Source organism: Streptomyces sp. NPDC039480 (assembly GCF_055597165.1).
In genome coordinates this window covers 896,677-920,173 of the sequence record NZ_JBVITX010000002.1, presented here as the reverse complement: position 1 = coordinate 920,173, position 23,497 = coordinate 896,677, and the positions used below count along the sequence as shown (strand labels likewise).

The 23,497-nt window shown below is 74.0% G+C and carries 14 protein-coding genes; 6 read left to right on the top strand and 8 right to left on the bottom strand.

Features of this window, described 5'->3' with window-relative positions; genetic code table 11:
• Positions 1-4 precede the first annotated feature (4 nt).
• From ACZ56E_RS10075 to ku, 7 genes are all read right to left on the bottom strand, one after another.
• Positions 5-4,390, bottom strand: coding sequence for a non-ribosomal peptide synthetase (locus ACZ56E_RS10075; protein ID WP_471212908.1), 4,386 nt, complete (start codon positions 4,388-4,390; stop codon positions 5-7).
• 26 nt (positions 4,391-4,416) lie between these two features.
• Positions 4,417-9,246: an amino acid adenylation domain-containing protein gene (locus ACZ56E_RS10070; RefSeq protein WP_471212906.1), complete on the bottom strand. Its 4,830-nt coding sequence runs from the start codon at positions 9,244-9,246 to the stop codon at positions 4,417-4,419.
• Positions 9,243-10,331 (bottom strand): MupA/Atu3671 family FMN-dependent luciferase-like monooxygenase, encoded by a 1,089-nt coding sequence (locus ACZ56E_RS10065; RefSeq protein WP_471212903.1) that lies wholly within the window; start codon positions 10,329-10,331, stop codon positions 9,243-9,245. Before ACZ56E_RS10065 ends, ACZ56E_RS10070 begins: the two co-directional genes overlap by 4 nt.
• A complete protein-coding gene (locus ACZ56E_RS10060; protein WP_471212901.1) occupies positions 10,316-14,563 on the bottom strand; it encodes an amino acid adenylation domain-containing protein in 4,248 nt (1,415 codons plus the stop codon). The genes ACZ56E_RS10065 and ACZ56E_RS10060 overlap by 16 nt, the downstream gene beginning before the upstream one ends.
• The gene (locus tag ACZ56E_RS10055; protein WP_471212897.1) at positions 14,556-15,917 is read right to left on the bottom strand and encodes an MFS transporter; all 1,362 of its coding nucleotides are present in this window, start codon (positions 15,915-15,917) and stop codon (positions 14,556-14,558) included. Before ACZ56E_RS10055 ends, ACZ56E_RS10060 begins: the two co-directional genes overlap by 8 nt.
• Before the next feature lie 109 nt (positions 15,918-16,026).
• On the bottom strand, positions 16,027-16,233 hold the full coding sequence (locus tag ACZ56E_RS10050) for an MbtH family protein (RefSeq protein ID WP_471212895.1): 207 nt from the start codon (positions 16,231-16,233) through the stop codon (positions 16,027-16,029).
• A 222-nt stretch (positions 16,234-16,455) separates the two neighbouring features.
• Positions 16,456-17,487, bottom strand: a complete 1,032-nt coding sequence (gene ku / locus ACZ56E_RS10045; RefSeq protein WP_471212892.1) for a non-homologous end joining protein Ku — start codon at positions 17,485-17,487, stop codon at positions 16,456-16,458.
• A gap of 96 nt (positions 17,488-17,583) precedes the next feature.
• Here ku and ligD point away from each other — a divergent pair, with 96 nt between their 5' ends.
• Together ligD and ACZ56E_RS10035 are read left to right on the top strand one after the other, a co-directional pair.
• Positions 17,584-18,471, top strand: a complete 888-nt coding sequence (gene ligD / locus ACZ56E_RS10040; RefSeq protein WP_471212890.1) for a non-homologous end-joining DNA ligase — start codon at positions 17,584-17,586, stop codon at positions 18,469-18,471.
• Between the two features lie 111 nt (positions 18,472-18,582).
• Positions 18,583-19,011 carry a nuclear transport factor 2 family protein gene (locus ACZ56E_RS10035; RefSeq protein ID WP_471212888.1) on the top strand — a complete coding sequence of 143 codons (429 nt, stop codon included), beginning with the start codon at positions 18,583-18,585 and terminating at the stop codon, positions 19,009-19,011.
• 60 nt (positions 19,012-19,071) lie between these two features.
• Here the strand turns inward: ACZ56E_RS10035 and ACZ56E_RS10030 are convergent, their stop codons facing one another.
• The gene (locus ACZ56E_RS10030; protein ID WP_471212886.1) at positions 19,072-19,881 is read right to left on the bottom strand and encodes a nuclease-related domain-containing protein; all 810 of its coding nucleotides are present in this window, start codon (positions 19,879-19,881) and stop codon (positions 19,072-19,074) included.
• 263 nt (positions 19,882-20,144) lie between these two features.
• On the opposite strand from ACZ56E_RS10030, the gene ACZ56E_RS10025 reads away from it, so the two are divergent.
• The 4 genes from ACZ56E_RS10025 to ACZ56E_RS10010 all read left to right on the top strand — a co-directional run bounded on the left by ACZ56E_RS10025 (position 20,145) and on the right by ACZ56E_RS10010 (position 23,486).
• Positions 20,145-20,663, top strand: coding sequence for a hypothetical protein (locus ACZ56E_RS10025; RefSeq protein ID WP_471212884.1), 519 nt, complete (start codon positions 20,145-20,147; stop codon positions 20,661-20,663).
• A 32-nt stretch (positions 20,664-20,695) separates the two neighbouring features.
• Positions 20,696-21,346, top strand: coding sequence for a class F sortase (locus tag ACZ56E_RS10020; protein WP_471212882.1), 651 nt, complete (start codon positions 20,696-20,698; stop codon positions 21,344-21,346).
• A 71-nt stretch (positions 21,347-21,417) separates the two neighbouring features.
• A complete protein-coding gene (locus ACZ56E_RS10015; RefSeq protein WP_468608903.1) occupies positions 21,418-22,182 on the top strand; it encodes a hypothetical protein in 765 nt (254 codons plus the stop codon).
• Positions 22,179-23,486, top strand: a complete 1,308-nt coding sequence (locus ACZ56E_RS10010; protein WP_471212880.1) for an ATP-binding protein — start codon at positions 22,179-22,181, stop codon at positions 23,484-23,486. Before ACZ56E_RS10015 ends, ACZ56E_RS10010 begins: the two co-directional genes overlap by 4 nt.
• The last annotated feature ends 11 nt before the right edge of the window (positions 23,487-23,497 follow it).

Sequence of the window (23,497 nt, the reverse complement as noted above, 5' to 3'; positions counted from 1 at the left end):
TGGTTCACTCTCCCTGGAGGGTGTGTTCAAGGACGGCGGCGATGCGGGCCGCCTGTTCCGCGTCGAGCACCTCGGCGTGGGCGCAGGCGAGCTCGTGCACGTCGACTGCCGCGGCGGCGCGCCGCCAGCCCGCCGCCTTCACCTCGGTGGGGATGGCCTCGGGGTCGCGGGTGGCGGCGAAGAGGGTGACGATGCCGTCGTACGGGGACGGGGTCCAACTCCGTCCGAGGACGACGTGGTTGGCGACCGCGCGGGTCAGGGCGGCGAGGCGGTGCTCGCCGATGCCGTCGAGCGCGGCCCCTTCCTCCCGGATGATGCGCCGCGCCTCGTCCGCCACGACGTCGCCGGGGAGAGGCGTGCGGGCGGTCTCCGGCGGCTTCGGCATGGCGTCCACGACGGCGAGCAGGGCGACCCTCTCGCCGGCGGCCCGGAGCCGCACCGCCATCTCGTGGGCGACGGGCCCGCCGAAGGACCTGCCGAGGAGGAGGTAGGGGCCGTGCGCGCGGACGGTACGGATTCGCTCCACGTAGGCGTCCGCCAATTCGGCGATGGTGGCGTGGCGTTGGGGTCCGGCCCCGCCCCCCTCCCCCTCCGACAGGGCGGAGGCTTGGAGGGCGTAGACCGGGCGGTCGGGGTCGAGGTGGGGCAGCAGGGCCGTGTAGGCCCAGCTCACGCCGAGCCCGGGGTGCACGCAGAACAGCGGGGTGCGGTCGCCCGCCGCGCGCAGGGCGAGGAGGGGGGCCAGGCTGTCGGCGACGTCCGGCCCGGGTTCTGGGCCGGACGTCGCGTCCGATCCTGGTCCCGGTCCGTCGATGCGGGCGATGAGTGCGGCGGGCGTCGGCGCGGCGAAGAGCGTGGCGACCGGGACGCGTACGCCCCACTCCCCCTCGATGCGGCCCACGAGCCGCAGCGCGCTCAGCGAGTGCCCGCCGGCGGCGAAGAAGTCGATGTCGGTCCCGGTATCCGCGATCCCGAGCACCTCCCCGAACAGCGCGCACAGCTCCTTCTCGCGAGCGGTACGGGGAGCTTGCGGGGCCCGCGAGGGCGCCGTTCCGGCACCGGGTTCGGGCAGCGCGGCGCGGTCGGTCTTGCCGTGCGGGGTCAACGGCACGGCGTCGATACGGGCCCAGGCGGTGGGCAGGAGATGGGCGGGGAGAAGCCGGGCGGCGGCCGCGCGGACGCGGTCCAGGGGGTCGGGGGCATCGGGGTCGGGGACGGGCTCGGGGGCGGGGGCGGGCTGGGACTCGGGCGCAAGCTCAGGGCCAGGCTCGGGCTCGGGCGCCGGCCCGGTTTCGAGCGCAAGCCCATGCCCAGGCTCGGGTGCTGGCCCAGGCGCAGCCGCAGCCGCAGCCGCAGGCCTAGGCGCAGGGGCGGGCGCGGCTCCGCGTTCCAGTGCAGCCGCGGCCCCGGGTCCGAGTGCAACCGCGGGCCCGGACTCGGGCACAGCCGCAGGCCTAGCTTCAGGCGCAGGGGCGGGCGCGGCACCGGGTTCGAGTGCTGCCGCGAGCCCGGGGTTGAGTGCAGTCACGGGCCCGGGCCCGGGCCCGGGCCCGGGCGCGGGCGCGGGCGCAGCCGTGAGTGCAGGAGCCGGGGTAGCGGGGGCGGAGTCGGGCGGAGTTGTCGCGGTCTCCGACAGGACCACCCACGCCGCCAATCGCTTGCCGCCGTCCGGGGCCGGTACGGCTGCGACCACCGCGCGGGTCACCCCGGGGCAGGTGTTCAGGGCCGCCTCGACCTCCGCCGGTTCGATGCGGAAGCCTCGGATCTTCAGTTGGTCGTCGGCGCGGCCGGCGAAGACGAGGGTGCCCGAAGGGGTTCTGTGGGCCAGGTCGCCGGTGCGGTACATGCGGGTGCCCGGGGCTCCGTGTGGATCGGCGACGAAGCGTTCCGCCGTGGCGCCCGGTCGGCCGACGTACCCGTGGGCCAGGCCTGCCCCGGCGACGTACACCTCCCCCACACAGCCGTCCGGGACGGGCCGCAGCCGCGCGTCGAGTACGTGGACGTACGTGCCGTCGAGCGGCCGGCCGATCGGCACCGGGCGGCCGCTCCGCACGGGTCCCGTGACGCGGTGGGCCGTGGCGAACACGGTCGTCTCCGTGGGGCCGTAACCGTTGACGACGGTCGTGCCGGGGCAGTGCTCGCGGACCCTGCGTACCGCCTCCGGAGCCACGACGTCACCGCCGGTCCACACCTCTCGCGCCCCGCGCAACGCCTCCGGCGACAGTTCCGCGACCGCGCGGAACAGTTCGGCGGTGAGCCACAGCGCGGTGACACCGCGCTCGGGCAGCACCCGCGCCAGCAGGGCCGGCGTGACGGGCTCGTCCGGGCAGATCACCACCGTGCCGCCGGTCAGCAGCGGCACCCACACCTCGTAGGTGGCGGCGTCGAAGGTGTGCGGGCTGTGCAGCAGTACGCGGCGATGCGCCGGGCCCGCGAAGCGGCTGTCGGCGGCGAGCTCGACCACGGCCCGCTGCGGGACGGCGACCCCCTTCGGCGCGCCGCTCGACCCGGACGTGTACATCACACAGGCGGTGGACTCGGGGCGTGAGGCGTCAGCGGGGAACGGCACCTCTGGGGATGTTCCGCGTATACGCAAGTGGTGTATGTGGGGCGGTAGTTCGGCGACCGCAGGCTCTGCTGCCTGCCCGTCGCCTTCCACCACGACCAGCTCCGCCGATACCGCGTCGAGCAGCCGCGCCAACCGCTCCGGCGGGTGGGACGGGTCGAGCGGCAGCCAGCACGCGCCCGCCTTGAGCACCGCGAGCTGCGCGACGATCAGGGACGGCGAGCGGCGGAGCAGCAGGCCCACGGTGGAGCCCGGGGTGACGCCCGCCGCGGCGAGGCGACGGGCGACACGGTCGGACTCCGCGTCCAGTCGGGCGTACGTCATGACGTCACCGTCGGCCTCGACGGCGGGCGCGTCCGGGGTCCGGGCGGCCTGCCCGGCGAATCGCGCCGTGACGGTCGCCGGCTCGGCGGGCCCGCCCCCCGGCGCGCCCGCAGCCCGTGCCAGCAGCTCTCGGTGTTCTCTCTCCGGGAGTACGTCGATCCGGCCGACCGGGGCGGCGGAGTCGGCCGCCAGTTGTTCCAGGGCCCGCTCCATGCGGGCCGCGACAGCCGCCGCGGAGATGCCGAAGCGGCAGCTCACCGCTAGGAGCATGCGCTCACCCGCGACGACCGCGAGCGTCACCGGGTAGTGCGTGGCGTCGCGGACGTCGATCACCCGGACCGTGTCGGCCGGGGCCGGGCTGCCCTGTGTCCCTTGCGCTCCCTGTGCCGTTCGGGGGAAGTTCTCGAAGGCCAGGACCGAGTCGAACAGTTCACCTGCGCCCTCCCCAGTCCCCGCGCCCGCCGCCCTTTGCACCTCCGCAAGGCGCACATAGTGGTACGTGACCAGGCGCGACTGCTCGTCCTGGATGCGGGTGAGCAGTTCGGTGACGGACTCGCCGACGCGGAGGCGGACCCGTACGGGCAGCGTGTTGATGAACAGGCCCACCATCTCCCCGGCTCCGGGCAGATCGTGCGGGCGGCCCGACACGACGCCGCCGAAGACCACGTCCCGGGCGCCGGTCATCCGGGCGAGCACCAGGGACCAGGCGGCCTGCGTCAGGGTGTTGAGGGTGACGCCCGCGTCGGCGGCGCGGCGCACCAACGCGGCGGTCAGTTCGGCGGTGAGGTGGACTCGGACGGTGTCGGGCTCCGCCCTCGGCACGGGCTCCTCGCCGGAAGACAGTGCCGGGGGCGCCAACCGTGCCGGGCGTTCCAGGCCGGTGAGCGCCTCGCGCCAGGCCGCCTCGGCCCGGCCCTGGTCCTGGCGGCTGAGCCACAGGGCGTACTGGCGGTAGGGCACGGGAGGCGGCAGTGTCCCGCCGGTGACGAGTGCCGCCAGGTCGCGCTCAAGGATGGGGATCGACCAGCCGTCGAGAAGGATGTGGTGGAAGGAGAGGACGAGTTCGTGGCCCGCGTCGTGCCGCACGAGCGTGGCGCGGACGAGGGGCGGGCGCGCCGGGTCGAAGCGCCGCGTACGGTCCGTCGCGAGCAGCTCCGCCACGCCCGCCTCGACGTCGTCGGGCGCGCGACCGGTCAGATCGACGTCCGTCCACGGCACGGTGACGGCGTGCGGGATCACCTGCACGGGCCGTTCGAGGCGTTCGTGCCGGAAGCAGGCGCGCAGGTTGGGGTGGCGCTCCAAGAGGGCGCCGAGTGCGGCCCGTACCTGGTCGGGGGCGACCGCGGGGGCGATACGGAAGCGGGCCTGGACCACATAGGGGTCGGGGCCCTCGCTGTCCCGCACGGCGTGGAAGAGCAGGCCTTCCTGGACCGGGGTGAGCGGCAGGACGTCCGCGATGCGTCCGTTCGTCGGGCGGCCTCTCGTTGGGCGCCCGCTCATCGGTCGTCCACTCATCGGGCGCTCGCTCATCGGGCGTCCTCCACACCGGGCTCGCCGTCGAGGAAGCCAGCCATGTCGCCTTCAAGCATGGCGAGTTGGTCGGGCGAGAGGCTGACGAGCGGGAAGTCGGAGGGCGTCGCGCCGACCGGGCCGCCCCGCTCCGTCTCTCGTACGAGTGCGTCGAGCGTCTCGCGCCACAGCGCGACGAGCTGACGGATCTCCTCCTCCGACAGCACCCCTTCCGCGTACGAGAAGGTGGCTTCGAGGCGCAGCCCGTCCGCGCCCTCCCTGGCGAGGGCGTCGACCTCGACCGCGTGGCCGAGCGGCACCGCGTCGACGCCGCCGTCGAGCAGTTCACCGCCCGCCGCGTCACCGGCGGCGAGGCGGCCCAGGTAGTTGAACCGCACGTCGGGGGCGGGGAGTTCGGCGAGGGCGACGGACGTACGCGGGTTGAGGTGGCGGAGCAGACCCCAGCCGATGCCGCCGTTCGGCACGGCCCGCAGCTGCTCCTTGACGGACTTGAGCGCCTCACCCAGCGCGGCGCCACCCGTCACCGCGTCCTGCCCGATGTCGAGCAGCACCGGGTACTGGGTCGTGAACCAGCCGACCGTCCGGGACACGTCCGCGGGCCGGGACAGCGTCTCCCTGCCGTGACCCTCCAGGTGCACGAGGAGCCCGGTGCCCGCGCCCCGGTGACGTACGGCCGCGACCGTCAGGGCGGTGAGCAGGACCGCGTCGGGGCCGCAGTTGTAGGCGGCGGGCAGCGTGGTGAGCGCGGCCGCGGTGAGGTCGGCGGGCAGCTCGACGGTGAGGGTCGCGCGCCGCGCGCCCGCACTCGAAGCCGACCCCAAGCCCGACCGGCCGGCGGCCACTTGCCGCCGCCAATACGGGAGTTCGGCCTCAAGCTCCTCCCGTACCGCCTCCTCGGCGAGCAGTTCCGCCCACCGCCGGAAGGAGAGCCCGGCGCCGTGGTCCTCCTCCACCGCGAGCGCGGCCGCCAGTTCCGGGCCGATGATCCGCCACGAGACGCCGTCGACCGCCAGATGGTGCAGGGTCAGGAGCAGCACGCCGGACCGCTGCGGGCCCGCGTCGAACCAGACGGCCCGCATCATCTCGCCGTCCTCCGGGGCGAGCCGGGTCGCCGCCGCCCGTTCGCGCGCGGCGGCCATCGCCTCCGCCTCGCCCTCGACCCCGACGCGTACCGGGTGAGCGCCGGCCGGGACCTGGTCCGTGACCTCCGCCGCCAGGTCCTCCGGCAGGAGCCGCATCCGCAGCACCCCGTGCCGCTCGGCGAGGCCGCGGACGGCTTCCTCGATCCGTCGCCGGTCCGTGCCGGGCGGCACGGGGAAGGCCATCGACTGGGTGAACGCGCCCGCGTCACCGCCCTGTTCGAGCCACCACCGCATCACGGGGGTGAGCGGGAAACGCCCGGTACCGGTGTCGGGACCGGCACCCGTACCCGTACCCGTACCCGCACCCGTCTCGATGAGGTCTTCGGCCGACGACCTTGCGTGAAGGGCTAGTTGGGCGGGCGTACGGAGGGTGAAGACGTCGCGCGGAGCCAGTACGAGCCCGACGGCGGAGGCCTGTCCCGCCAGCTGGATGGCCATGATGCTGTCGCCGCCGAGCCGGAAGAAGTCGTCGTCGGCGCCGGCCTCCTCGACGCCGAGGATCCGTGCGAAGAGGGCGCACAGCTCCTTCTCGCGCACGGAGACGGGCGCCCGCGTCGCCGTGGCGTTCCGGGGTGCGGGCAGGGCCGCGCGGTCGAGCTTGCCGCTCGGGGTGAGGGGCAGTTCGGGGAGTTCGACGAGGTCGGAGGGGACCATGTGGGAGGGCAGCCGGGTGGCGGCGTACGCGAGGAGCGCGTTCGGGTCGACGGTGTGCCCCGGGGCGGGCACGGCGTACCCGATGAGCTGCGGCCCGGAGCGCAGCCCCATCCGTGGCCTGCCGGGGGCGTCACCGTCGTCGCGTACGGCAGCGGCGGCCGCGGCCACCGTCGGGTGCTCCGCGAGGACTGCCGCGACCTCGCCCGGTTCGATGCGCAGCCCGCGCAGTTTCACCTGCTCGTCGGTGCGGCCGAGGTAGTGCAGGGTGCCGTCGTCGGCGCGGTGCGCCAGGTCGCCCGTGCGGTACATGCGGGAGCCGGGAGCGCCGTACGGGTCGGCGACGAAGCGTTCGGCGGTGGCGCCGGGGCGGTTCAGGTAGCCGCGGGCCAGGCCCGCCGAGGAGAGGTAGAGCTCGCCCGCGACCCCGGTGGGCACCGGGCGCAGCCGCGCGTCCAGGACGTGGGCGGTGGTGCCCGCGACCGGGGTGCCGATGGGCGGGGGTGTGCCGTCGCCGGTCAGCGGCCCCGAGAGGGTGGTGGCGACGGTGGCCTCCGTGGGCCCGTACGCGTTGTGGAAGCGGCGGCCGCCGACGGCCCAGCGGGCCACGAGGGCGGGTGGGCAGGCCTCCGCGCCGACCGCGAGGGCGCGCAGCGCCGGGTACGCGCCGTCGGGCACGGTCGCGAGGACGGACGGCGGCACCATCGCGCAGGAGATCCGCCGCTCGGCGAGGACCCGGCCGAGCGCGTCGCCGACGAGCGGCCCCGGCGGGGGCACGACCAGTGTGGCGCCGGGCCCGAAGGCCATGCACATCTCGGCGACGGAGATGTCGAACGCGGGTGAGCCGAGTTGCAGGACCCGGGCGTCCGCGTCCAGCGCGAAGCGGTCCTGGAGGCTGCGGGCGAGCGCGGCGACGCCCGCGTGGGTGACCACGACTCCCTTGGGGGTGCCGGTGGATCCGGAGGTATGGATGACGTAGGCGGCGTGTGCCGGGTCGATGGGCCGGGCGGGGGCCGCGGGCTCGCCCGCGTACGTCGTATGCGTCGCGTACGTGTCGTCGTCCAGGACTATGCGGGGCACGCCGGTGTGCGGCAGGACGTCGGCCTCGGCCGTCCGCGCGTCGGTGACCAGGAGCGCCGGGGCCGCGTCGTCGAGCGTGCGGCGGACGCGCTCGGCCGGGTAGTCGGGGTCGACCGGCACATAGGCGGCACCGGCGCGCTGCACGGCGAGCGCGGCGACCGGGAGGTCCGCGCCGCGCCCGAGGGCGAGCGCGACGGTCCGCCCGGGCCCCGCCCCGTGGCGGGCGAACAGGCACGCCAACTGCTCGACGCGCTCGGACAGTTGGGCGTACGTTAGACGCACCCCCTCGCCTTCGAGAGCGACCGCGTCCGGGGTACGGGCCGCGTGCCGCGCCACCGTGTCCGGCAGCGTCTCGGGCGCGGGCGCGGCGGGGCCCGCCGACAGGGCGAGGACGCGGCGGCGCTCGGCGGCGGACAGGACGTCGAGGTCCCGTACGAGTGCCGTCGGATCGGCGGTGACCTGCTGGAGCAGCGTGAGGTAACTGTCGGCCCAGCGGGTCACCGCGGCGGCGGAGAACAGGTCGGTGCGGATCTCGAAGCTGCCGTCCATGCCGTCGCCGCTGTCCCGCACGACGCCGACGAGGTCGTGCTCGCCGCCGGTGTGGATGCGCTCGGGCTCGGCGAACTCGCGTACGGCCGACACGCTCGACTGCTCCGTGAGGTGCATGAACACCCACTGGAACAGCGGGGAGCGGCCCGCGCTGCGCTCGGGCGCGACGGCCGACACGATGCGGCCCACCGGCAGGTCGGCGTTGCCCATCAGCGCGGCGAAGTCGGTGCCGAAGCGGGCCAGGACGTCCGCGAAGGAGTCCCTTTCGGCGATGCGCCAGCGGGTCGGCACGGCATTCATGACGTAGCCGATGACCCGGTCGAGGCCCTTGGCGGAACGGTTGGCGACGGGGGTGCCGAGCACCAGGTCGTCGGCGCCGGTGACGCGGTGGGCGAGGACCGCGAAGGCGGTCATGAGGACGACGTACACGGAGGCGCCGCGCTCGCGGGCCAGCGCGCGGACGGCGTGGGCGGTGGGGGCGTCGACGCGGAAGCGGATCTGGACGATGCCGTCCGTGTCGGCTTCCCCCGCCTGCTCTCCCTCACCGGTGCTGGGGCTGCCGTGGCCCGGCACGGTCAGGGGGACCGGCGGCTCGGCCAGATAGCGGCGCCAGAAGTCGAGGCGGGCGTCGAAGACCCCGGCGGACTCCAACTCTCCCTGCCAGGATGCGAAGTCGGCGTACTGCACGGCGGGGCGGGTCAGCCGCGGCTCGACGCCGTCGCGCACGGACCGGTACGCCTCGGCGAACTCCGTCTGCAGGACGTCGAAGGACCACCAGTCGGTGATGATGTGGTGCAGGCTCAGCATCAGCGTCGAGCGCCGCTCGTCGACGCGCACGAAGCGGCCGCGGATCAGCCGCTCCGCGCCGAGGTCGAACGGGCGCCGGCGGAAGGCGCGAAAGGCCTCCTCGATGGTCGTGCCGGTGCCGCGCAGGTCGTCGCGCTCCAGTACGAAGGGGCCCTCGTCGGGGAAGTCGACGCGCAGGTCGTCCGCCGTGCCGGTGATCCGGCTGCGCAGGATGTCGTGGTGGCGCTGGAGGAGCGTGAGCGCGGCCTCCAGGTGGGCCGGGTCGACGAGGCCGGCTGAGCCGTCGGACCCGTCGGGCTCCTCGAAGTGGTAGGCGCAGCAGAGGTTGAGCGCCGGGGTGCCGGGATAGAGCGACTCGTACACCCACAGGTCCCGCTGCGCGGAGCTCAGCCGCACGGGCCCGGCGGTGGTGTCGCGGGGCGGCACGACCGCGGGGATCTCGCGGGCGCGGCCCGCCTCGACGAGGCGGCGCATGAGCCGGACCCGCTGCTCACCGGTGAGCGCGCTGAACCGGTCGGCCATGGAGGGGGTACTCGAAGTCTGCGGAGTCTTCGGGGTCTTCGGAGTCTGCGGGGTCTTCGGGGTCTTCGGGGTCACAGTGCGGCCTCTCTCAGTTCCGCGAGGCGGTGCAGTCCCGTGAGGACCTCGTCCCGTCCGATGCCGAAGTCGATGAAGCAGGCCACTTCGTCGCAGCCCAGGTCGCGCAGGTCGGCGAGCATCTTGGCGCAGGTGCCGGGCGAGCCGAGCAGACTGCCCCAGTTGAGGTACCGCTGGAACGCGAACTCGGCGAGCATGCCGGTCTGTTCCTCCGTCAGCGGCTCGCCGTCGCGGCCCTCGGCCGCGCGGTTGGCGGCGGTCTGGCCCAGGTACTTGGCGAGGTACGCCTTGAGGGGCGCGGCGGCCAGCCTGCGCACCTCCGCGTCGTCCGCGCCGACGTAGGTGTGCGCCATCAGCGTCACGCGGCCGTGGGCGTCGGTGCCCGCCTGGTCGGGGGCGGCGGCGCAGGCCGCGCGGTAGCGGGCGATCTTCTCGGCGAGCTCGTCCCTGCTCTGGCCGACGGTCGCACCCAGGACACCGGCGCGGAGCCGTCCCGCGGCCTCCCAGGTGGCCGGGTTCCCGGACGTGGTGACCCACAGGGGCAATTTCTCTTGTACGGGGCGGGGTTGGGGCACCACGCTGACGGGCTGCCCGGTGCCGTCCGGGTACTGGCCCGGCTCGCCCGCCCACAGCCGCCGCAGCTCGGGGATGGCGCTGAGGGTGCGTTCCCTGCGGTCCTCGTAGTGGCCGGGGGCGAGGGCGAAGTCGGCGGAGTGCCAGCCGGTGGCGACGGAGAGGCCGACCCGGCCGTGCGAGAGGTTGTCGACGACCGCCCAGTCCTCGGCGACCTTCAGCGGGTGGTGCAGGGGCAGGACGACGCTGCCCGCGCGGATCCCGATGCGCTCGGTCGCGACGGCGAGCGCCGCGCTGAGCACGGGCGGGCTGGGGAACACCTGGCCGACCTGCTGGAAGTGGCGTTCGGGCGTCCACACGGCGTGGAAGCCGAGCCGGTCGGCGGTACGGGCGACGGTGAGGATGTCGTCGTACGTGTCCGCGTGCCGGACGCCTCCTCCCGACGCACCGGAGCCGGCTCCCTGCGCGGGGGCGCCGCTGTCGGCGCCGAAGAACATCACGCTGAGGTCCACGGCTTCTCCTCCTGGGTCGGGCGGGGGCGGGGCGAGGGGGACTGGGGCGGGGGCGGCTCGGGCGGGTCCAGCCGGTTCTGACGGTCCTGACGGTTCTGACGGTCCGGCTGGCGGGGGACGCGGGGCACGCGTGGGCGGCGCGGGATGGGTGTCGGGGCCGGGCCGGCCTGGGCGGGTGCCCGCGCCAGTTCGGCGGCGAGGGCGGCGACGGTGGGCGCGGCGAAGAGCTGGGCGGCCGTGACGGGCCGGGACTCGGTGGTGAGGCGTGCGGCGACCCGCACCGCGCGCAACGAGTTGCCGCCGAGGGCGAAGAAGTTGTCGTGCCGGCTGATGGGCGGGCCGCCGTCGGACTCGGCACCGGGTTCGGCGGCCTGTCGGCCGAGTACGTCGCGCCAGACCGCGGCGATCTCACGCTCCAGCGCGTTGGCCGGGGCATCGTCCGTCGGCCCCGCGGGGGGCGGGGCGGACGGGGCGGGCGGTACGAGTACGTCCCGGTCGCCCGCGCGGCGCGGCGGCTCCATGGGGACGAGCCGCGAGAGCGGGGTGTCCGGCGCGGTGACCACGGCCTCCAGTGCCCGGGGCAGCGCGTCCGCGAGCCACGTCACGAAGCGCTTCTCCAGGGATTCGGTGCGGTACTCGAAGGTGAGGGTCAGTCCTTCCGGTACGCCGCCGGGGCCCGTCGCGTCGGTGACGTCCACGAGCAGTTCGAAGCGGGCGGCGCCGGTCCGGACCACCTCGACGCCCTGGTCGGCGCCGGGGAGGCCGACCTCGGCGCGCGCGTTGTTCTGCAGGGCGAGGACGACGTCGGCGAACGGCTGCCTGCCCGGGGTCCGTACGGGGTTGAGCGCGCCCACCACGTGCTCGAACGGCACGTCCTGGTGGGCGAAGGCGCCGAGGTCGGCGTCCCGGACCCGGGCGAGGAGCTCCCGTGCGCCGGGGTCGCCCGAGACGTCGGTGCGCAGCACGAGCATGTTCACGAAGAACCCGACGACGTCCTCGACGCCACCGTCCCCCGCGCGCCCGGCGACCGGCGCGCCGATGGCGAGGTCCTCACCCGCGCCCGCCCGCACGAGGGTCGCGGCGAGCGCGGCGTGCAGGGCCATGAAGAGGGTGGCGCCCTGGGCACGGGCGGCCTCGACGACCCGGGCGTGGGCCGCGGCGTCGAGGCGGCGCACGACCGTGGCGGCGGCCGCCCCGGGCACGGCGGGCCGTTCCGGCCGCCTGGGCAGCAGGGGCCCGACGGGGTCGAGTCCCGCCAAGGCGCCCCGCCAGTACGCGACTTGGCGGGCCAGAAGGGAACCCGGATCGTCGACGCGCCCGAGGCGGGCGGCCCGATGACGAGCGTGCTCGGCATAGGAGACGGGGAGGGCCGGCAACGCGGCAACGCCTACGCCACCACCTGCCCGCCCGCTTTCACCGACCCCACCTGGCCCTCCGGCCTCGCCGGTGACACCCGGCATCCCCGCCTCGCCGACCCTGCCCGCCCCGGCCTCACCGATCCCACTTGGCGCTCCGGCCTCGCCGGTAACGCCCGGCATCCCCGCCTCGCCGACCCTGCCCGGCACCCCTGCCTCACCGATCCCGCCTGGCGCTCCGGCCCCGCCAGTGACGCCCGGCATCCCCGCCTCGCCGACCCTGCCCGGCACCCCTGCCCCGCCAGTGACACCCAGCATCCCCACCTTGCCGGCCCTACCCGGCACCCCTACCTCGCCGGTCCCGCCTGGCACCCCTACCTCACCGATCCCACCTGGCGCTCCGGCCCCGCCGGTGACGCCCGGCACCCCGGCCTCACCGACCCTGCCCGGCACCCCTGCCTCACCGGTGACGCCCGGCGTCCCGGCCTCGCCGGTGACGCCCGCCGCACCCGTCCAACCCGCTCCGTCCCCCTCGCCGAGCCTGCCCGCGCCGGCAGCCCCGCCCGCCCTGCCCGCGCCGGCGGTCCCGTCCACCCTGGCCGCGTAAGCCCGCGACACATCGCGGAAGAGTGGCGCGAGCGACCAGCCGTCGCCCGCGATGTGGTGGACCAGTACGAGCAGTGCGGACTCGTCGGGTCGCTCGTGGGTGGTGAACAGGGTGCCGTGCACCGGAGGTTCGGCTCGGAGGTCGAAGTGGTGGCGGGCGGCCTCGTTGATTGCCCCCTCCAACTCCCCCTCGCCCACCATCACATGAAGGAAGGGGGCACGTGCTGCGGGCCCGCGCAGCACCCGCCGTACCGGTGCGCCGTCCACCTCGTCGAAGACGGTACGCAGCACCTCGTGGCGGGTCACGACATCCCCGAGCGCCTCCTCCAGTGCGCCCGCGTCGACCTCGCCCCGCAGCCGTACGAGCATGGGCAGGTTGTACGCGACTCCCGCGCCGAGCCGGTCCAGGAACCACAGGCGGTGCTGGGCGTCCGAGACGGGGAGGGGCGCCGAGGCGGCATCCGGCACGGGGCGGGCCAGGGCGGGCTCCCCCGCCGCACCCTCGACGTACGGTGCGAGCCGGGCCGGAGTGGGCGCCTCGAAGAGTGTCCGCAGGTCGACCGCCGCGCCCAGCGTCGCATGCACACGGCCGAGCACCCGCGCGGCCAGCAGCGAGTGCCCGCCCAGCGCGAAGAAGTCGTCGTGCGCGCCGACCCCCCCGACGCCGAGGACATCGGCGAACAGCCCGCACAGCGCACGCACGGTCCGGCCCTCGCTCCCGTTCCCGCCGTCGTGTGCGTCACCGTTCGCGCTCGCCCCCGTGCCGCCCGGCGCCGAGACGAGCCCGTCGGGGGCCGGCAGCGCCGCCCGGTCCAGTTTTCCGCCGGCGGTCAGCGGCAGCGCGGCCAGCGGCACGAAGACGGAGGGCACCAGGAAGTCGGCCAGGAGACTCGCCGCGTGGGCCCGCAACTCCGCCTCCGAGGGCACCTGTTCGCCGCCCCCGCCCTCCCCCGATACGACGTATGCGACAAGCCTCCGCTCCCCGTCCGGCCCCGCCGGCGTGGCGACCACGGCGGCCCGGTCGACGCCGGGATGGCGGATCAGTACGTTCTCGACCTCACCCGGCTCCACCCGGAAGCCCCGGATCTTCACCTGGCCGTCGGCACGCCCCCGGTACTCGAAGGTGCCGTCGGGCCGCCGCACCGCCAGGTCGCCGGTGCGGTACATGCGGTCGCCCGGTGCGCCGAACGGGTCGGCCACGAACCGTTCCGCCGTCAGCGGCCCCGCGCAGTAGCCCCGCGCGAGGCCCGCCCCCGCGGCGTACAGCTCACCCGTCGTGCCGTCCGCGACCGGCGCGAGCCGCTCGTCGAGCACGTACAGCCGCTTGCCGCGCAGCGGGCGGCCGATCGGCACAGGGCCTCCGCCCCGCACGTCCCGCGGCGTGATCGGGTGGACGGTGAGGAAGACCATGCACTCGACGGGACCGTAGCCGTTGCCGAGCCGCAGCTCGGGGCGGCGCTCCAGGGCGCGGGCCACGTGGGGCGGCGACAATGCCTCGCCGCCGACGATGAGTTCGCGCAGTCCGTCGAGGGCGCGCGGGTACTCGTCGACGATCACGTTGAAGAGGGAGCCCGACAGATACATGGACGTGACGCCGTGCGCGGCGACGAGCCGGGCGATCACCACCGGATCGGGGCGCCTGCCCGGGTGCAGGACGCAGGTGCCACCGTTCGTCAACGGCCCCCACAGCTCCATCGCGAACGCGTCCCACGACACGGGCGCGCACTGCAGCCACACCGCGCCCGGCCCGAAGGAGGCGAAGTCCTGCCCGGTCAGCGTGGCGGTGACGGCGCGGTGCGGTGCGACGATGCCCTTGGGGCGGCCGGTGGAACCGGACGTGAACATCACGCACGCGACGTCGTCGGGCTCCGCCCGCACCACCCCCCGCCCCAACGGCCGGGCCCCCGCGGCATCTTCCACGTGTAACACGGGGACCACCGCAGCCCCCGGCACCGTGTCGCCCCGCGACAGCAGCACGGCGATCCCCGCGTCCGCCGCCATCTCGCGCAGCCGCCCGGCCGGGAAGCCGGGGTCGAGCATCACGTATCCGGCGCCGGCCTTCAGCGTGCCGAGGACCGCGACGGCCAGTTCGGTGGTGCGCTCCAGATACACCCCGACGGTGTCGCCGCGGACCACGCCGCGCGCCACGAGGAGCCCGGCCAACCGGTCGGCCCGGGCGTCCAGTTCGGCGTAGGTCAGCCGTTCGTCCTCGTACACGAGAGCCGTCGCGCCGGGCGTCCGCGCCGCCTGCTCCTCGAACAGCTCATGCACGCACCGCGTCATCCTTCTCACCGCCCTCGTCCTCGGCCACGAGAGCAGAGCCAGTCCGACGCTCAGGCTCGGGCTCGGGCTCGTCGATGTCCGGCAGGAGTACGTCGATGTCCCGGATGGAGCGGCTCGCCAGGCCCCACAGCGCGACCACGACACCCGCCGCACCGGCGAGGAACAGCATCCCCGCCATGCCGCTGCCGGGCTCGTCGCCGAGGAGCGGGCCGAGAGCCACGAAGACACCGGACCCGTCGGCGGCCTGCGGCTCGAAGAGGCCGTCGGCGAGCGGCCCGGAGACCGCCATGGCCAGCGGCCCGGAGATCTGCGACAGGAACATCACCGCGCCGAAGACCCGGCCCTGCCACTCGCGGGGCACCTTGGTCTGCACGATGGCCTGCATCGAGGCGTTGACGACCGTCATGAGCAGCGCGCCGACCAGCATGGCCGCGCACCAGCCGACGACCCCGCCGACCAGGGACATGCCGATCTGCGCCGACAGGCACATGCCGAGGATGCCGAGCATCATGCCGCTGCCGCGGTTCTTCGGCCCGCCCCAGGCGGCCATCAGCAGGCCGCCGACGACCCCGCCGACACCGATCGCGCTGTTCACGGCGGCGAGCTCGCCGTTGCCCGACTTGAGCAGCACCATGGGCTGGACGACGGCGAAGCCGAAGACCATGACGAGGTTGACCGTGCAGAAGTTCACGGTCATGTCGCGCAGGCTCGCGTGCCGGAAGAGGTACCGGATGCCCTCGACGGCCTCCGCGGTGATCTTCGTGCGCGGGGCGCCGGCGCCCTCGGGGACCTTGTCGCCCTTCATGCGGACGATGCGTACGCCGATCAGTGCGAAGGCGTAGCTGACCAGGTCGATGACGAGGACGGCGCCGATCCCGGACAGGGCGATCATGATGCCGCCGAGCGCGGGACCGCAGATGCCGGCGGCGCTCCGGGCGCCCGCCAACAGGCCGTTGGCCCGGCCGAGTTGGTCCTTGCGCACCAGCAGCGGCACGGCGGCGGTGAGCGCGGGCAGCTGGAAGGCGGCGGAGATGCCGAGGAGGACGGTGGCGGGGTAGACCTGCCACGGCTCCAGGCCGCCGCCGAAGAAGTGCACGAGGGTGAGCAGCCCGACGGCCAGAATTCCGCCCGCGTCCGCGATCTGCAGGGCGGACCGTTTACGGATGCGGTCGATAATCGCGCCAGCAAATGGGCTGAACAGCGCCTGCGGAAGTACGGCACAGAGAGACAGCGCGGTGACGGCGGACGCCTGCTCGCCGGTGGACCACACCTCGATTATGAAAGCGAATCTGAGAACGGCGCTTCCGACCAGTGAGACGGCCTGTCCCGACCAGACGAGCATCAAGGGTCCGGTGCCGGCGAAGCGTCCCGGGGGCCGGCTCGCACCACTCTCCCCGCCCGTCGCGTCCCGTTTCCCCTGTTTTCCTTCTTCTCTTTTGCGGTCGGCCACGTCAGGAGCCGGATATCGGGCGCGCGGGGCTCAGGTCCGTCCAGTGCCGCTCCACATAGGCCAGGGAATCCGCCCGTGAGCTCGCCCCTTGCCCAATGCTCCAGCCGTCCGGAACGTCAAGGCCGACAGGCCAGAGGGAGTGCTGGTTCTCGCCGTTGACGAGCACCAGATATTCCGCACCCTCATCTTCGAATGGATTACTGGCCATTAACCTTAAACCCCCCGGAAATCTTAAAGAATCCCTTTGTGCCCGCAGGGATCATTGCGCGGAGGGTCTAATACCTTCAAGGATTTGTGACATTCATCACAGGGTCACAAAAGGGACGGGGTGCAATATGCCGTCGCTGCTTTGCAATGTGACCCGCCCTGTCAACATCGCCGCCGGGTCAGCCCGAAGCTCCGCGCTTGTCAGGCTGAAGCTCCGCGCTTGTCAGGCGGAGGCTCTGCGCTTTGCCGTCGACTTCTTCGCCGTGGTGGTCTTCTTCGCCGTCGCCTTCTTGGCGGCAGTCTTGCGAGCCGTCGTCTTGGTCGCCGTCGCCTTGGAGTCCGCCGTTTTGGGCGCCGTCGACTTCGTCGCGCTTTTCCTGGCCGTAGTGGCTTTCTTCTTGCCGCCCACCTCCTTGGGAGTGGCACGGGACGACTTGCGCGGCAACTGCGTCACCTCGGCGGGGGAATCGCCCTCCCCGCGAGCCGAACGCGCCTCACGGACGCTGTTCTCCAGCGCGGCGAGCAGGTCGATGACCTTGCCGCCGCCCTCGCCGGCCGGCGCCCGCTTCGCCGGTGCCGCCCCATCGGCCTTGGCGGCGATGAGCTCCTCGACCGCGTCGCGGTAGTCGTCGTGCAGGGAGTCGAGGTCGACCTCGCCGAGGGTGTCCATCAGGGCGTCCGCCAGGTCGAGTTCGGCGTCCCGGACCGTCACGTGCTCGTCGGGTGCCACTCCTTCGGGCGCGCGGATCTCGTCCGGCCACAGCAGCCCGTGCATGGCGATCACGTCGTCGACGACGCGCAGCATGCCGAGCCGCTCCCGGCCCCGGAGCGCGTACTTCGCGATGGCCACGCGCTGACTCCGCTTTAGCGCCTCGCGCAGCAGCGTGTACGGCTTGGCGGCGGGGACGCCGTTCGCCGAGAGGTAGTAGGCGGCGCCCATCTGGAGCGGGTCGATGCGGTCCGCGGGGACGAAGGCGACGATCTCGATCGTCCTGGCCGTCGGGATGGGCAGCGCCGCCAGGTCCTGGTCGGTGATCGGGATGATCGAGCCGTCCGCGTCCTCGTACCCCTTGCCGATCTCCGCCGTCGGCACCTCGCGCTCCTCCAGCTCGCAGACCTTGCGGTAGCGGATCCGGCCGCCGTCCTCGGTGTGGATCTGCCGGAAGGAGATGGAGTGGTTCTCGGTGGCGTTCACGAGCTTGATCGGGATGCTGACCAGACCGAAGGAGATCGCACCGTTCCATATGGATCGCACGTCCGGCACCTCACGGGAGTGGGAAGGGAGGGGGGTACGGTTTGGCCTTTTATGGCGTTGTGACCGTTTTATTGGACTTTATGGGACTCTCATCCTATGACGCCGATCACAGAGGTGGAGGGGCGACGGCTCGCGCTCAGCAATCTCGACAAGGTGCTGTATCCCGCGAGCGGCTTCACCAAGGGCGAGGTCCTGCACTACTACGCGAGCACCGCCGACGCCCTCCTCCCCCACCTCCGCGACCGGCCGGTCTCCTTCCTGCGCTACCCGGACGGGCCCGACGGCCAGCGGTTCTTCGCCAAGAACGTGCCGCCGGGCACCCCGGACTGGGTGCGGACCGCCGAGGTGCCCCGCTCCCGCTCCGAGGGGCGGGCGCGGCAGGTCATCGTCCAGGACCTGGCCACGCTGATGTGGGCGGCCAACCTGGTCACCGAGTTCCACGTGCCGCAGTGGCGGGCCGACGCCCCGGCGCGGGCCGACCGGATGGTCTTCGACCTCGATCCCGGCCCGCCGGCCTCGGTCGTCGAGTGCTGCCGGGCGGCGCTCTGGCTGCGGGAGCGGCTGTCCGCCGACGGCTTCCACGTGTACGCCAAGACGTCCGGCAGCAAGGGACTGCACCTGCTCGTACCGCTGGAGCCGACCCCCTCCGAACGGGTCACCGCGTACGCCAAAGGGCTGGCCGTCGAGGCGGAGCGCGAGCTGCCCGAGCTCGTCGTGCACCGCATGACGCGGAGCCTGCGCCCCGGCAAGGTCTTCGTCGACTTCAGCCAGAACGCCGCCGCCAAGACCACCGCCGCCCCCTACACCCTGCGGGCCCGCCCCGAGCCGACCGTCTCCGCCCCGGTGACCTGGGACGAGGTCGAGGAGTGCGACGAGCCGGGGCAGCTGGCCTTCACGGCGGACGAGGTGGGGCTTAGATTGCAGCGACTCGGGGATCTGTTCGAGCCCCTCGCCGACCCGGAACGGGCGCGCCCGCTGCCCTGACCCAGGAGGCTCCGACCACGCTGTGACCGGCATCACGCCTAATCAAGTTTGACTAGCGACGCTTCGCGGCATACCTTCTCCGTCACTAGCCAAAGTTGATGAGGAGACCGCGTGACCCTTCTTCCCGAGACCGGATACGTCCCGACCGCCGAGGACCGCGCGAGCCTGGACGCCTGGTTCGCCGAGTACGACGCGCACAGCGCGAAGCGCGACGTGGAGCGGATGGCCGACCTGGCCGTCTTCCCGCTCAACCTGGTCAGCGACGACTCCGCGGGCGACGGCCGGGCGGCGCAGTGGGACCGGGAGCAGTTCGTCGGGACCATGACGCACGTCATGGGGGACGGCAGCGAGGACATCACCTTCGAGTCCAAGCGCACGCCCGTCTTCCTCTCCCCCGCGATGGCCGTCGTCTTCACCGACTCGGTGATGACGGCGAACGGCGAGACGCAGCAGCTGCGCTACGCCGACATCCTGATCAGGCGCGGCGGTTCCTGGGCCTTCCAGACCATGATCCAGGGCGGCTGGGGGGACAACCTGTAACGGGCCGGCCGCTCGGCCGGACCCGCTCTCTCGGTCGAACCCGCTCCCAGATGTGGCGGGTCAGACCTGCTCCCAGGTGTGGCGGTCCCTGGCCAGGGCGTGCAGGGCCTCCACATCGGCCGGTTTCAGCACCCCGCCGAGCCGGGCAAGCGCCGGCAGGTCCGCCTCGCGCAGCACCCGCAGGTCGCGCGGCGGCGCCGCCACATCCAGGTCGGCGGCGCCGGTCCCGGCCAGCGCCAGGACGGGGCGGACCTCGGCCGTCAGCGCGAAGGAGGCCCGGCCCGCGTCCGAGCGGAGGGTGCGCAGCAGCGGGAACGGCTCGGCGCGGCCGACCGTGACCATCGGGTCGGCGATGCGCACCCGCTGCCTGCGGACGGCGAGGGTGCCCACGCAGAACAGGCCACCGGGGCCGATCAGCAGATGGTGGATGCGGGCGCCGCCGGGCAGCGGCAGCGAGTGCAGCACCCGCCAGCCCGCGCCCTCCAGACCGTCCAGGGCCTCTCCGACTGCCTGCTCGGCGGCGAGCGCGCGGTGCCGGGGGTCGGCGCGCAGCCTGCGGGCGGGCGCCGGGTCGCGGTCCAGGGAGATCTGCAGGGCCTCCCCCGGCCGGTTCGGGGCGAGGTCGTCGTCCGGGTGGAGGGCGAGGCGGGCCAGGTCTCCCGGGGTGGGCACGGGGGGCGGGCCGACCGTGACCTGACCGGTCAGGAAGGGCGCGAGGACGTCGAGCACGTCCCGCTCGTGGTCCTCGCTGAGCAGGTTGACGCGGGACGAGTCGCGGTCGTACCAAGCGATGTTCCTGCCGTCCGCGAGACATACGTACAACCGCTCCTGCCCGTGCCGCCAGGCCGGTACGACGCGCAGTCCTGTCATGCGCCATCACCCCCTGGACCATGGGACCAGCCCGCACGCTCCCGCGGCAAGAACCCGGCGGCGCGCGACGGAAGTCGGGGCGTCTTTGCGCCGAGTACGCCCGGTCCGGGCGGGAAATCCCTCCGGTCCCGTAACGGCACCGCCCGCACAGCTATGGCCCGCTGTTACGTAGCCGTCGAATCGCCGCAATGGCGGACATCTAGCGTCGTCACTGTCGCCCGATCCCACCGGAGCGATGAGCCGAGCGACCGAAGGAACGTCCCGTGAGCACCCAGCGCCGCCGCCCCCTCCTCCGTACCGCCGCCGTCTCCGCCCTCGTCGGCGGAGCGTTGCTCGTCCCGGCCGCGGGCGCCTTCGCGGACGCATCGGCGCCCAAGCCGAGGGGCGAGGCCTTCGAGGTCACCCTCGGCAACAGTGCGAAGGCGCGGATCCTGAATCGCGGCGGCTCGTACGCGGCGACGGTCTCCCTCGACGGCAAGGAGGTCGCGGCCCTCTCCGCCACGCATCCGACGGCCACCGAGGACGGTGTGAGGTACGAGCTGCACCCGTCCAACGGGCACATCGGCATCGCGTATCTGAACGGCAAGGACGACAAGGGCGGCGATAAGGAGAAGCGGGGGCAGGAGGGCACCCCGACGCCCGAGGGCGGTGTCGCGGCCGGTGCCCAGGGCGTGCGGGACGCCGGCGATCCGGCCTTCCTGGTCGCCGGGGGCGGCATGGCGGCGGCCGGCGCCGCGGGGCTCGGCTTCGCGATGCTGCGCCGCGGCCGCACGGACTCCTGACCCCCGCCTCTCCAGGAGAAGCCCGAACCCCCGTGCGTACCGCCACCGCCCCCGCCACCGACTCCGCTTCCCGCCACCGCCACACCACCCGCCTCGCGACCGCCGCCGCCCTGACCACCGCCGTCGGCATCGGCCTCATCGCCTGTGCCCAGGGCGGCGACGGCGCTCCGGCCCCCGACGTGCGGGTGCACCACGCGGTCGCCGCCCGGGGCGAGCGGGCCGTCGCCCCGCTGCGGCCGTCCGAGCCGACCGGCCTGCGCATCCCCTCGGCGGGCGTCGACGCGACGTCGATGCTGGGTCTGGGCGTCGGCGCCGACCGGAGGCTCGACGTGCCGCCGGTGGACAAGGCGGACGAGCCCGGCTGGTGGACCGGCGGGGTCACGCCCGGCGAGAAGGGCCCGGCCGTGATCGTCGCGCACTACGACACCGCGAACGGCCCGGCGCTGATGAAGGACGTGGCGAAGATCGGGGTCGGCGACACTGTCGAGGTGCCGCGCGCGGACGGCCGCACGGCGATGTTCGCGGTGCGGGAGATCCAGCAGGTCGACAAGAAGGACTTCCCCACCAATAAGGTGTACGGGGCGACCGACCGACCCGAGCTGCGCCTGCTGACCTGCGGCGGGCCGCTCGTGGACGGTCACCGCTCGGACAACATCATTCTCTATGCCGACCTCGTGTCCTGACAGCCGCCCCGGTGTCGTGACCGCGGGCCCGGTGTCACGACAGGCCGCGCCCCGCGGCAGGCAGGAGTGCAGTGAACCGCAGCCGGCTCGCGGCCGCCGCCCTCGCCGTCCTCGCCGTGGCGGCGGTGGGCGGCTGCGGCGATCCGGGCGGGCTGGAGGGCGCCGGCGCGACGCCGACCGCCCAGGGCCCCACCCACCTCTGGCCCGACCTGCCCTCTCCCTCGGTGCCCGCCGAGGACTATGGCGCCATAGAGAGCGTCAAGGTCGAGGGTGTCGAGGTGCCGGAGGGCGGGCTGCGCAAGGTGGACCCGGTCGACGTCGTCCGCGCGGACTTCGCCGAGAACCCGGGGACGTACGAACGTTCCGACTCCGCGTATCAGGAGACCCTCGAGCGGCTGGAGGACTGTGCCGAGGACGGTTCCGGCGAGAAGGGGCGGTGCCCCGTCCTCAAGGCGTACTACCGCGATCTGACCGGTGACGGCGACGACGACCTGATCGTCGGCGTCTCGACGCCCGAGGACAACCTCGACATCCGCGTCTACGCCGAGGCCGAGAAGGAGCGGCAGCTGACGCAGATCATGGAGATGAGCGACGCCGTGCTCGGCGTCGAGCTGGCCGGGCGCGATCTGATCATCCGTGCCGTCTCCAGCCTCGCGGGGTACGAGTACCACACCGTCTGGTCCTGGGACTCGCACCAGAAGGCGATGCTGCCGACGAGCGACGAGATCGTGCGCGCCGCGAACGCGCCGCGGCCGAAGACGCCCCGCCCCTCCCCCGCGCGACCCTCGGACGAGCCCTCGGCGAGCGCCTCCTCCTCCGCGGGCGGCGGGCGATGAGCCACCGGCAGCCGCGCGGGCCGCGGCTCCCCGCCTGGACGGCGACCCTCACCTGGAAGGCCGCGGTCTTCATCACCGTCATGTGCTGCGCGCTCGCCGCGCTGCTCGGCGCGCTCGTGCACGTCTCGGTGACCAACCAGACCGTGGGCCAGGCCCGCGAGCGCGCCCTCGCCCGCCTCACCGAGGTCACCGAGCGGTACGAGGCGGGTGACCGGCTCGGCCCCGGTGCGGGCGTCGACCCGGCGGGCCTGCCCGGCAGCCTGCGCGACCTCGCGCTGAGCGGGGAGCGCGGCACGATGGTCGCCGCCCACGAGTCCCGGCCGACGATGTGGGCCGCCGGACCCGCCGACGGGCACCGGGCCATCGCCGTCCAGGTCGACTACGCGCAGGGCGCCCGCACCATCGACGGGCTCGACCGGGCGATCCTCGGCTCCTCGGTGCTCGCGATCGGCGCGACGCTGCTGGTCGGCGCGTTCGCCGTGACGCGCGTGACGCGGCGGCTACACCAGACGGCACAGGTGGCGCGGCGGATCAGCGCGGGCGACCTGGACGCGCGGGTCAGGGACCCGCACTCCGGCCCGGACGCCACGGGGGTGCCCCGCCACCAGGACGAGGTGGCCGCGGTCGCCGGGGCGTTGGACACGATGGCGTCCACACTCCAGGGCAAGCTCCTGAGCGAGCAGCGGTTCACGGCGGACGTCGCGCACGAGTTGCGGACCCCGCTGACCGGGCTGCACGCGGCGGCCGAGCTGCTGCCGCCGGGCCGGCCGACCGAGCTGGTGCGGGACCGGGTCGCCGCGCTGCGCACGCTGACCGAGGACCTGCTGGAGATCTCCCGGCTCGACGCGAAGAGCGAGCGGGTGGACCTGGACGCGCACCAGCTCGCTCCACTGGCGGAGCGCGTGGTGCGGTCTTCGGGTGAGGGCACGGAGCTCGTCGTCGTACGCGATGTGTGCGTGGAGACCGACCGGCGGCGGCTTGAACGGGTCCTGGGAAACCTCGTGGTCAACGCGCTGAAGCACGGGCGGGCGCCGGTCCTGGTGACCGTCGACGGCCCCGTCGTCTCCGTGCGGGACCACGGCGACGGCTACCCGGACTACCTGGTCGAGCACGGGCCGCAGCGGTTCCGCACCGAGGGGACGAGCAAGGGGCACGGGCTCGGGCTGACCATCGCGCTCGGGCAGGCGGCGGTCCTCGGCGCGCGGCTGCGGTTCTCGAACGCGGCGGACGGCGGGGCGGTGGCGACTTTGCGGCTGCCGTTCGAGGAGGCGCCGGAGGGCGGCGAAGGGGACGAGCCGCGCTAGGCGGTTGCGCC

Coding starts and splice junctions, on each gene's coding strand:
- ACZ56E_RS10075 (WP_471212908.1), bottom strand. CDS start 4,390: ATGAGCGGGCGCCCAACGAGAGGCCGCCCGACGAACGGACGCATCGCG.
- ACZ56E_RS10055 (WP_471212897.1), bottom strand. CDS start 15,917: ATGCTCGTCTGGTCGGGACAGGCCGTCTCACTGGTCGGAAGCGCCGTT.
- ACZ56E_RS10050 (WP_471212895.1), bottom strand. CDS start 16,233: ATGGCCAGTAATCCATTCGAAGATGAGGGTGCGGAATATCTGGTGCTC.
- ligD (WP_471212890.1), top strand. CDS start 17,584: ATGACGCCGATCACAGAGGTGGAGGGGCGACGGCTCGCGCTCAGCAAT.
- ACZ56E_RS10030 (WP_471212886.1), bottom strand. CDS start 19,881: ATGACAGGACTGCGCGTCGTACCGGCCTGGCGGCACGGGCAGGAGCGG.
- ACZ56E_RS10010 (WP_471212880.1), top strand. CDS start 22,179: ATGAGCCACCGGCAGCCGCGCGGGCCGCGGCTCCCCGCCTGGACGGCG.